Here is a 10,604-nt window from a genome sequence, read left to right on the forward strand (position 1 = left end):
AGCAAACTAAATTCCATTTTTTTAACTACACTACCTACATATGCGAAAGCTAAACCTATTTATTTTAGCCTGTGTTACTATTGCTGTAATTAGCATTAATTTGAAATTACATACGGAACATTTCACAAAAGAAGAAAAGGCTAATGATATACTTTTACAACTGAACTTTTTGGAAGAGGAATTAAAATTCAATCAATTAGGTGAAAATATGCAAGGACTCTTTCCAGAGGGATTAGTCTTTGTCAATGCATTATACGGCTTAGCTTGGTGTGAGTTTGCTTTAGCTCAACCAAAAGATGACGCATTGAAAAAGAAAGCCATTGAAGAGGCTTTATTTGCTTATCATGCCATTGATACTGCTGACGCTAAAATCAATTTTGCTAAATTCTTGAAACCTGAATACGGGGTGTTCTATGCTGGCTGGTCTACTTACCTCCTTTCTAAAGTAATGGCTGTAGATACTTCCTTTATTAAATCTGAACATTACCGCAAAACATTACAAAGAAAGTGCGATATCATAGCAAATGCATTTGAACAGTCCTCTATCCCTTTTTTAGAATCTTACCCTATGCAATCATGGCCGGCAGATAATTTTATTGCAATAGCTGCTTTAGCAAATTATGATAAAACATTCACTCCTCGATATAAGGGTATCATTGAGGAATGGATCAAAAAAGTCAGGAATTCTTTAGAACCAGATTTAGGAATGATAGCACATCAAACTCATTTTGAAAATTCTAAAATTATAGAAAATTCAAGAGGTTCGTCTACGACTCTTATATTAAGAATGCTATCTGAAATTGACCCTGATTTTGGCAATGAACAATATAAAAAATTTAAGAAGCATTTTGTTGAAACTACATTTGCACTACCTTCAGTTCGTGAGTATCCTAAAGGTGAATTTGGTATTGGCGATATCGACTCTGGCCCTGTAATTTTTGGGGTTGGTTTTGCAGGAACTATCGTAAGCATCGGCACATTTGCAGTATATGAAGATACAGACTTTGCCGCACAGCAATACAAAACTATAAATGCTTTCGGTTTAGTATCAAAGCATGAGAACATGAAAATGTATTTATTTGGCCGATTGCCAATGGCTGATGCTTTTATAGCCTGGGGAAGAGCAACAGCTTTAAAATATCAAGAAAACGACAATTTCAGCTTTATGTGGAATTGGAAATTTCACCTCTGTTCTTTTCTAATTTTGATACTATTATGGGGTGTATTTTTCAGAAAGAAACTTAGAAAACTCATCTCTTTTTAAACAACAATCGAAGTCTCTAATTAAAAATCAGGAGAACACATAAAGCTTATATCTCTTCTACCTGAATAATACCTTTTACTGTCTTTAGTATCAATGAAGATTTTTATTGGCAATATCTTATAAGACCTCTTTAACTCCTCATTATTAAGCTCATCAATATTACTTTTCTTGGCAAGAAAAGACCAACAATCAAAATAAGCTTCCTGTATAATTTTAACATCCTTGATCATTTTATCAGTAGGAAATGACTCTGTATAGGATAGTATAATAGTTGCTTTCTGTGGAGCATCTGAAAAGTTCCTTTCCCTTCCATTATTCAACATATAGTTTGTAATATCATTTTTATTGAAAACAGAACTGTCAGATATATTGACCTGATTTCTAAAACTCTTTCTACAACCCGTAAGGCCTTTTTTCTCAATACATGAATAACTTACATTAACTGGAAACTCCAATCCGTTCTTATCACTTTTCACTAACAAGTAACTATCCCAAGTAAGCCCATTATCTTTAAATACTTTTTTATCTTGAGTACAAGGAGCAATAACTACATCATAAAAATCTCCAAACGTATTGACAGTATCTAAATTTAAAATTGGTAGCTTTTCATCATTTAATAATTTAGAATAGAACTCATATTTGGTTGATTTCTCCTGACATGAAAACAGAAGGATAGAGAAAAGAAAAATAATGAAGTGTTTCATAGTTAATAAAAAGATAGTTTGCTTTAAAAATAAGAGCATGTTTGAAACTTTTTTAGTAAAAAAATATATTCCAAACATGCTCTAAATGACAGTGCTTTTTTGTACTGTCATTTTAACAAAATTATTTATTTCTGAAAAGAACAGAAACTAATACCTGCGTTACTACAATCAAAGGGAGTGCAGCAACTTGCAAGAAGATCAATAATAATACGGTTACTCCTATTAAGATATACCTTGCTTCGTTTCCTTTCCATCCAAAATTCTTGAACTTTAATGAAACTAGAGGAATCTCGGCATTCATCAAATAAGACATCACTAGAGCTATTCCTATCAAAAGATATTTATTCAGAATATAGGGAGAAAACTCAGGATAGAATTTCAAGATTAACGGCAAGGAACCAATCAATAGTGCATTGGCTGGAGTTGGAACCCCTATAAAGCCATCCGACTGCCTTTCATCAATATTAAAGTTCGCTAAACGAATTGCTGAAAATGCCGCAATCAAATAAGCGATATATGGCAAATAAGTGGTCTGTGTATCTGATAGTAGCTCGACCTGCAAAAGCAATTGATAAAGAATGACCGCCGGCAAAACACCAAACGTAACCATATCTGCCAGTGAGTCTAGCTCTTTACCCATTGGAGATGAAACTTTCAACATTCTAGCGGCAAAACCATCAAAGAAGTCGAATGTGGCCCCTATCAAAATCATTGTCGCCCCTAGAACCAAGTCGCCTTCAAAGCAAAATGAAATACCAATACAACCACTGATAAGGTTGCTACAAGTAATTGCATTAGGTATATGTTTTTTTATTCCCATAATTATCCTCTTACAAATGGATTACTTCTTTTCTCATCACCGATCGTTGTAAATGGTCCGTGACCTGGATACACAATGGTTTCATCAGGCAAGGCATACATTACATTTTTGATATTATCCAATAATGTTTGATGATCACCACCTGGCAAATCTGTTCTACCGATAGAGCCTTTGAACAATACATCACCACCTAAAGCAATTTTCTGATCTTTATCAAAGAATACTAAGTGACCAGGAGAATGACCTGGAGCATATAAAATTTGAAGGGATGTATTACCAAAAGTCACCTCTCCCTCATTTTCCAAAAGTTCATCATGTGTAGAAGTCACAAAACCAGGGATGCCATATCTTGCCGCCGCATCTGCACCCATTGCCAATGTTTCAATCTCCCCTTTTGGAATATATAATTTCACACCAAAAGTATCTTGACAGAATTTATTACCAAATACGTGATCCAAGTGACAATGTGTATTGACAATTTTCACAACTTTCAAACCATTGCTTTCAATAAAACCTTTTAGTGCTTCTTCTTCAGAAGTATCATAACAGCCTGGGTCAACAATTATCGCTTCTTTTGTCTCATCCCAAACTACATAAGTATTTTCCTGAAAAGGGCTAAAAGTTAATGTATGTACGTTAATCATCTTGATTATTATGCTTTTATTGCTACTCATCTAAAGATCAATCAAATGCGATTCATCTTATATGGATAAGTTCTATTTGAATTAAAATTTCTTCGAACGTACAAATTTTAACGATGATAAGCTATTATTTAAGGGTTTTTGAGTTTTGAATCCAAAAGAAGAATTTTTAGCAATGAAAAAATGAAGAAGAAGAAGAAACTTGAAAGTAATAGTCTTAAAGGTTATGTAAATCTAATTTGACAGTTGACAAGCACTCAGTTTACAACAACTACATTAATAAAAACAATTCAATAAATTCATCATTCCTTACACTCTAGCAATAGTCTTAAAATAGAGCTACAAATAGTACTTTTTTATAAATAGAATATGATATTTGTGGCAGTATTTATTTTTTGAGTATTTGGTATGACAGATATAGTAGATTATCTAATTGTAGGGCAAGGACTTGCTGGAAGTATTTTAGCAGAAACAATCGCGGAGCGAAATAAGACATTCATGTTGGTTGACAATGGAAGTCTTAAAAATTCATCAAGAGTGGCTGGTGGTTTGTACAATCCCATCACCGGAAGGAAAATGGTAAAAACATGGCTTTGTGATCATATTTTTGATAAAATTGAAAACTTTTATCCTGCATTTGATCAGAAATACAATATCAAAAGTTTTATCTCCATTCCTCTTTATTTTCCATTTGATTCACAAGAAAAACAAACAGACTGGATAGCAGCAAGTGCCGATGAGAAATACAATTCTTATGTCAAAGGGTTTGTGAAAGAGGGACTTTATAATGAATTTATTGATGGTACTTTTGGAGGAATGGAAGTACATAGAAGTGGCTACTTGGATATACCTGTTTTTTTAGACGCTTTTAAAGCACAAAACGGGAAAAATATTATTGAAGAGGAATTTGATTTTAATGCTATCGAACATAAAGATGGCTATATAAAATATAAAGATACCAAGGCAAAACATATCATTTTTGCTGAAGGGAATAAAGTAGAAAATAATCCTTACTTTACAGCGTTAGATTTTAGACCGGTAAAAGGAGAATTACTGCTCATTAAATTCGAAAAAGCAAGGTTTCAACACATCGTCAACAGAAATGGATTTATTTTACCTATCGATGACCAAGGCACTTGTAAGTTAGGAGCTACTTATGAAAGAGTGGAAGAAATGGAGTCACCTACTCCAAAAGGAAAAAGACAGCTTTTAGAAAAAGTAGAACCATTGGTCAATGACAAATTTGAAATCTTGGAACATTGGTCTGGAATTCGTCCAGCAACATTTGATCGCAGGCCTTTTATTGGTACTCATGAAAAATATAAAAATATTCATATATTTAATGGATTAGGGGCCAAAGGCGTTTCACTTGGACCTTATTTTTCAGAATTATTGCTTGATAGTATAGAAAACGGAAAGGAACTACCTTATGAAGTGAGGTTGAACAGGCTTTCTAAACAACAAAGGATAGAACAAAACTCGAAATAATGAATACACAGCTCAATACCATTTTTTCTAAATTACAGTTCAAGACTGTTTTACTTTTTATTTTTTCATTGGTATTAATTTTAGCTGCAACAGGTGCAAAAGTATATTTTGATGTTAAACTAGAGAAACTACAATTACAAAAAACGGTTTCCAACTCCAAGGCATTAGTGAATTATAAAAATGCTTCTACTGAAATTGAAAAAACTATTCAGGAAGTAAAAACAGATGCTTTCGATTTATTTAGTATCACACTTTGTGATGTTTATTATCTTAATGACAATGGAACAGCTCTGTATTGGGTCAATAAAGGAAAAGAAAGAAGCATTCTGAATAGAAGTCAAGCCAACGAAATAACAAGTGACCTAAAAGTCTTTTTTAAGGATAAAGATTATAAAAGTAGTCAGAAGGTGGAAGGATGGTTTGTAGTAAGGTCAGCTTCACCCGACAATACTTTAAAGTCAATTGTTCTTGTAGTGAAGGAATCAGACTTATGGCTGAAAGCTGGTTTTGCTTCTTTACCTTTGACTGTGTTATCCATCCTGATCATTGGTATTCTATTTATCTATCATTTATCAAGTACCAATACTTGGTTGAGAAGACCTTTAACAAAATTTTTTAAGCACCTTGAATATGAAAGTCAAGGTATCAACAGCGAACTAGAAAGAGATGTACCCAATGAATGGCAGGAGTTGTTTATGGAGTATGATCTTTCCTTTAGCAAGCGTAACAATAATGGCCTTCCTCCTGAATCAGAACAAGAAGCCACACAGAGACATCATGCACAACTACAAGAACTAAGATGGGCAAAAGAACAACTAGCAGAGTATCAGAAAAAAGCCGAAAAAGCTCAATCATCCAATGGTAATTCCAAGTTGAAAGGCTTTTTTGACAGTTTCCAAAAAGCAACTGTGGGTATGATGATCGCCGATGCAGACAGTATTCCTATTTTCCTTAATGAGAAAGGAAAAGAGTTACTCGGAAAGGGTGTTTTACCTTCAAGTGAGGATGATTTACTGGATGTTAGGAAAATTTTCATCTCGGGTACTAATGTTGAAATGCCTAGTGAACAACACCCAATTATTACGGTTAAACTGGAGAATAAGCCTCAGATAGTCAAACACATTGATGTTTTCAATCCAAAGAACAAAGAAAGAAAAAAGATTCAGATGTACGCCACTCCTATCACAGCCTACACATCAATGAATGAATATTACCTTATATTAATAGCTGAGGAAAAGTAATTTTTCTTATTTTTAAACATATTTTTATCGTAATAATCGGAAAAAACCAAGGTGGGTTCATTCCTGATTGTTCACAAAAAAGAAAACATGCCGATATTTCAGCTAGAAGAAGACAGCGTACTATTCCCTCCTGCCCGTATGACAGATGAGAGTGGCATTCTTGCGGTAGGTGGTGATTTAACTCCAAGAAGAATTATTGAAGCCTACGCAAGTGGCGTTTTTCCGTGGTTCAACCCTGAGGACCCATTACTTTGGTGGTCACCAGATCCCCGTTGTGTCTTATTTCCTGAAAACATTTACGTTTCAAAGAGTATGCGTCAACTTTTAAGGCGTAATACATTTAAGGTAACTTTTGATCAAGATTTTGCAGGTGTCATTTCTGCCTGCAAAGAAATCTACAGACCTGATCAAGGAGGTACATGGATCACTGACGAAATGGAAGATGCCTACAATCAATTGCACAAAATTGGATTTATGCACTCTGTGGAAGTATGGGAAGGAGATGAATTAGTGGGAGGATTATACGGAGGTGCCATGCAGAAAGCTTTTTTTGGTGAATCAATGTTTTCAAAAAGAAGTAATGCATCTAAATATGGTTTCATCATGCTCTGTCAAAACTTGATTGAACAGCAGTACGAAATCATTGATTGTCAAATGCATACTCCTCACCTAGAAAGCCTAGGTGCAGAGGAAATCCCTAGGGATGCCTTCCTTTTATATACAAATAGAAACCAACAAAGGGAATTTGACCGACAAAACTGGAATGAAATCTTTAGAACTGATTTCTATACAAATCCCTAAGTTTATATTATTTTTGAACTGAATTTGAATAGAAGGTTAACAAAGTGGTTAATCTTCAACATACTAACATAGACAAAACATGAACAAAGAAGTAGCTCAATTGAATCCCGTTGATATTTGGGAAAACTTTGAGAAAATGAATGAGGTTCCGAGAGGATCTAAAAAAGAAGAAAGAATTATTGCTTTTACAAAGAAGTTTGGAGAAGATTTAGGGTTACCTACTTTTGTTGATAAAACAGGCAATGTGATCATCAAAAAGCCTGCTACTCCAGGTATGGAAGACCGTAAAGGTATTATCATTCAATCACATATTGATATGGTGCACCAAAAGAATGCGGATACTGAATTTGATTTTGACAATGATGGAATTCAATCTTACATTGATGGAGATTGGGTAAAGGCAAAAGGAACTACATTGGGTGCTGACAACGGTATTGGTGCAGCAACAATGATGGGTATTTTAGCTTCTAAAGAACTTGTTCACGGTCCAATTGAAGCTTTATTTACTATAGATGAAGAAACAGGCATGACGGGTGCTTTCGGTTTAGAAGGCGGTATGCTTGATGGTGATATTTTATTAAACCTTGACACTGAAGATGAGCATGAGTTGTGCATTGGCTGTGCAGGTGGTATTGATACAAATGTCAATTACAACTACGAAGAAGTAACTGCAGAAGGAGCCGCTTTCAAAATTGATTTGAAAGGTTTGAAAGGTGGTCACTCAGGCTGTGAAATCCACTTAGGCCGTGGTAATGCCAATAAATTAATGAACCGTTTACTTTGGAGAACGAACCAACAATTCGGTTTAGAAGTTGCGGAAATTGACGGTGGAAGTTTAAGAAATGCTATTCCTCGTGAATCTTTTGCTACGGTTGTAATTGCTGAAGATAAGGTGGAAGAATTCAAAGCTTATGTAGCTGAATTCGAAGCGACAATCAAGCAAGAATTACATGCTACTGAACCTAATTTAGTGGTGAACCTTGAAACTGCTGAGTTACCTTCAAAAGTAATGGATCTTAAAGCGCAAGAAGCTTTATTTAGTGCTATTTACGCTGCTCCATGTGGAGTCATCAGAATGTCAGACGACTTAGAAGGGTTAGTAGAAACTTCTACTTCACTTTCAAGAGTACAAGTAACAGCAGGAAAAGTGGTTGTTCAATTCTTGACAAGAAGTTCAGTTGACTCTGCGAAATATGATGTAACACACCAAATTGAAGGTGCTTTTGCAATCACTGAAGGAAATGTTGAACATGGTGGTGCTTACCCAGGCTGGACGCCTAATGCCAATTCTGAAATCTTGGAGGAAATGAAAGAAATCCATCAAGAATTATTTAATAAGCCTGCAATTGTAAATGCAGTGCATGCTGGCTTGGAGTGTGGTATTATTGGCAGTCACTATCCTCACTTGGATATGATTTCTTTTGGTCCAACCATCAAAAACCCTCACTCTCCAGATGAGATGTGTGAAATTAATACAGTCCGCAGATTCTGGGACTTTATTAAAATCACTTTAGAAAGAGTAGCAAAGAAATAATCTTTCGACAATAAAAATAATGGTGAATTAGAATGCTTTGAGCAAACTCTAATTCACCATTTTTTGATGTTTATTTGGATTTGAGATAAGGTGAGGTATACTTTTTTTTGAAATCATCAAAAGTTACATTTTCAAAAGCTCCTTCCTCTATAAAAGATAAAATAAGATGCATTGTCTTTTTATCCTGAAAACCTGGAACAGGAAAAGGTTGTGATAAAAGCTGTTCTTTTTTATCTACAATTATAAAAACGGTAGTTGGAAAACTCATTTTACCATCCAATAAGGTTGCGGCCAACTCATGATAACCCCTCCTTCCTTGTTGAGCAAAATTATAAGTAGACCCTTGAAATTGAATAGCCTTTCTAGACTCAGCATTCAATTTCACAGCATAATAATTTTCATTTACATATTTTACAATTGAAGGATCTGAAAAAGTGGACCTGTCCATCTTTTTGCACCAGCCACACCAGTCTGTATAAACATCAATCAATATTTTCCGAGGTTCTTTTTTACTTTTCGTAATGGCTTCTTCAAAGCTTAACCACTCGATTTTATCTTGTGCCCATAAACTTTGGGAAAGTACCAACATACAAATTACAGAAAGTTGAAATCGCATATCAATAATAAGATTCAAAATGAAACGATTTTATAATTTAGCAGTCCTTTGCTTTTTAATGATAAGTGCTTTAAACGTTCAAGCACAGCAAAAAAACTTAACATTAGAAGAATCCATCGTAGGTAGATGGTCTACTTTTTACCCTGAAAGAGTAAATGTTCAATGGCAACCTGACGCTAAAGGCTATTACACCACTATCGAAGATAATGCTTTAGTGGCCAATTATGCTAAAAAAGACAGCAAGAAAACGCTTATTTCTTTAGAAGAAATTCAAAACTCTAATGAAAGTTTAAAGAGTCTAAAAAGATTCCCTTACTACAAATGGGTTGCTAAAAATGCATTTATTTTCAAATTAAAAGGGCAAGTTTTTAAAACTGATATTGTCACTAAACAATCTTCTAAAGTTGGAACTTGGAATGAAGAGGGTGCAAATGTTGATTTCAGCAGTGACTATTCTAAAGCCGCCTACACTATTGAGAATAACTTATTCTTGAATGTAAATGGCAAGGAAATTCAAATCTCTGATGAAGAAAATAAAGAAATTGTATTTGGACAAGTAGTGCATAGAAACGAGTTTGGTGTCCACAAAGGGACTTACTGGTCTCCAAAAGGTAATGCCATTGCTTATTACAGAAATGATCAAACAATGGTGACGGATTACCCATTGGTGAATCTTGCAACAACTCCTGCTTCTGCCAACCCAATCAAATACCCAATGGCAGGGATGAAGAGTGAGGAAGTAACATTGCATGTTTATAATGTTGCAACTGGAAAAAGTATTCAAGTAAAAACGGAAGGTCCAAAGGAGCAATATTTAACGAACCTTGTTTGGAGTCCTGATGAGCAGTATATCTATATCGGTATTTTAAACAGAGGTCAAAATCATTTGGCACTAAACCAATACAATGCTTCTAGTGGTGAGTTCATCAAAACATTATTTGAAGAAAAAGATGAGAAATACTTATCCATTACTCACCCAATGGAGTTCCTTCCAAATAGTAATGAACAATTCATATGGAGAACGGAAAAGGATGGTTTTGAGCATGTGTACCTTTACAATACAGATGGAAAAGAATTAGCTCAATTGACAAAAGGTGATTGGGTGGTAATGGATGTGATTGGTTTTGACAAGAAAAACCAAAACCTATTTGTTTTAGGAACAGACAATAACGGTTTAGATAGACAAGTTTATAAAGCGAATTTAAAATCGAAAAAAGTTTCAAAAATCACCAATCAAAGTGGTGTTTATAGCCAAGTACAATTTGACGCGTCAAGTAATTTGTTCTTATCTGCCTTTACAAATTTAAGTACAGCAAATAAGCAATCTATTTTTGATGTAAATGGAAAAACAATCAAAACTGTACTTGAGGCTGAAGATCCTTTTAAAGATTACAAGGTCTCTCCTATTGAACTTTCAACGATTAAAGCTGCTGATGGCACATCGATCTTAAATACAAGAATGATTAAGCCTGCAGATTTTGATCCTGCTAAAAAA

General features: G+C 34.5%; 10 protein-coding genes. 6 read left to right on the top strand and 4 right to left on the bottom strand.

Features of this window, described 5'->3' with window-relative positions:
* Positions 1 to 40 precede the first annotated feature (40 nt).
* Positions 41 to 1,264, top strand: coding sequence for a hypothetical protein (locus AVL50_RS20800; protein WP_062618410.1), 1,224 nt, complete (start codon positions 41 to 43; stop codon positions 1,262 to 1,264).
* Between the two features lie 20 nt (positions 1,265 to 1,284).
* Here AVL50_RS20800 and AVL50_RS20805 read toward each other — a convergent pair whose 3' ends face one another.
* The 3 genes from AVL50_RS20805 to AVL50_RS20815 all read right to left on the bottom strand — a co-directional run bounded on the left by AVL50_RS20805 (position 1,285) and on the right by AVL50_RS20815 (position 3,432).
* The gene (locus AVL50_RS20805) at positions 1,285 to 1,968 is read right to left on the bottom strand and encodes a hypothetical protein (RefSeq protein ID WP_157491470.1); all 684 of its coding nucleotides are present in this window, start codon (positions 1,966 to 1,968) and stop codon (positions 1,285 to 1,287) included.
* 121 nt (positions 1,969 to 2,089) lie between these two features.
* A complete protein-coding gene (pssA, locus tag AVL50_RS20810; protein ID WP_062618412.1) occupies positions 2,090 to 2,788 on the bottom strand; it encodes a CDP-diacylglycerol--serine O-phosphatidyltransferase in 699 nt (232 codons plus the stop codon).
* Between the two features lie 2 nt (positions 2,789 to 2,790).
* A complete protein-coding gene (locus AVL50_RS20815) occupies positions 2,791 to 3,432 on the bottom strand; it encodes an MBL fold metallo-hydrolase (protein ID WP_062618413.1) in 642 nt (213 codons plus the stop codon).
* Positions 3,433 to 3,837: 405 nt separating this feature from the next.
* On the opposite strand from AVL50_RS20815, the gene AVL50_RS20820 reads away from it, so the two are divergent.
* The 4 genes from AVL50_RS20820 to AVL50_RS20835 all read left to right on the top strand — a co-directional run bounded on the left by AVL50_RS20820 (position 3,838) and on the right by AVL50_RS20835 (position 8,493).
* Positions 3,838 to 4,917 carry an FAD-binding oxidoreductase gene (locus tag AVL50_RS20820; RefSeq protein WP_062618414.1) on the top strand — a complete coding sequence of 360 codons (1,080 nt, stop codon included), beginning with the start codon at positions 3,838 to 3,840 and terminating at the stop codon, positions 4,915 to 4,917.
* A complete protein-coding gene (locus AVL50_RS20825; protein WP_062618415.1) occupies positions 4,917 to 6,158 on the top strand; it encodes a hypothetical protein in 1,242 nt (413 codons plus the stop codon). The genes AVL50_RS20820 and AVL50_RS20825 overlap by 1 nt, the downstream gene beginning before the upstream one ends.
* 87 nt (positions 6,159 to 6,245) lie before the next feature.
* The gene (gene aat, locus AVL50_RS20830; RefSeq protein WP_062618419.1) at positions 6,246 to 6,959 is read left to right on the top strand and encodes a leucyl/phenylalanyl-tRNA--protein transferase; all 714 of its coding nucleotides are present in this window, start codon (positions 6,246 to 6,248) and stop codon (positions 6,957 to 6,959) included.
* Between the two features lie 79 nt (positions 6,960 to 7,038).
* Positions 7,039 to 8,493: an aminoacyl-histidine dipeptidase gene (locus AVL50_RS20835; RefSeq protein WP_062618416.1), complete on the top strand. Its 1,455-nt coding sequence runs from the start codon at positions 7,039 to 7,041 to the stop codon at positions 8,491 to 8,493.
* Between the two features lie 70 nt (positions 8,494 to 8,563).
* On the opposite strand, the gene AVL50_RS20840 is transcribed toward AVL50_RS20835, so the two are convergent.
* Positions 8,564 to 9,109, bottom strand: a complete 546-nt coding sequence (locus tag AVL50_RS20840) for a DUF255 domain-containing protein (RefSeq protein WP_063850822.1) — start codon at positions 9,107 to 9,109, stop codon at positions 8,564 to 8,566.
* 19 nt (positions 9,110 to 9,128) lie between these two features.
* On the opposite strand from AVL50_RS20840, the gene AVL50_RS20845 reads away from it, so the two are divergent.
* The coding region (locus tag AVL50_RS20845; protein WP_157491471.1) for a DPP IV N-terminal domain-containing protein at positions 9,129 to 10,604 on the top strand (1,476 nt) is incomplete at its 3' end.

The organism is Flammeovirga sp. SJP92, assembly GCF_001583495.1.
Lineage (GTDB): Bacteria > Bacteroidota > Bacteroidia > Cytophagales > Flammeovirgaceae > Flammeovirga.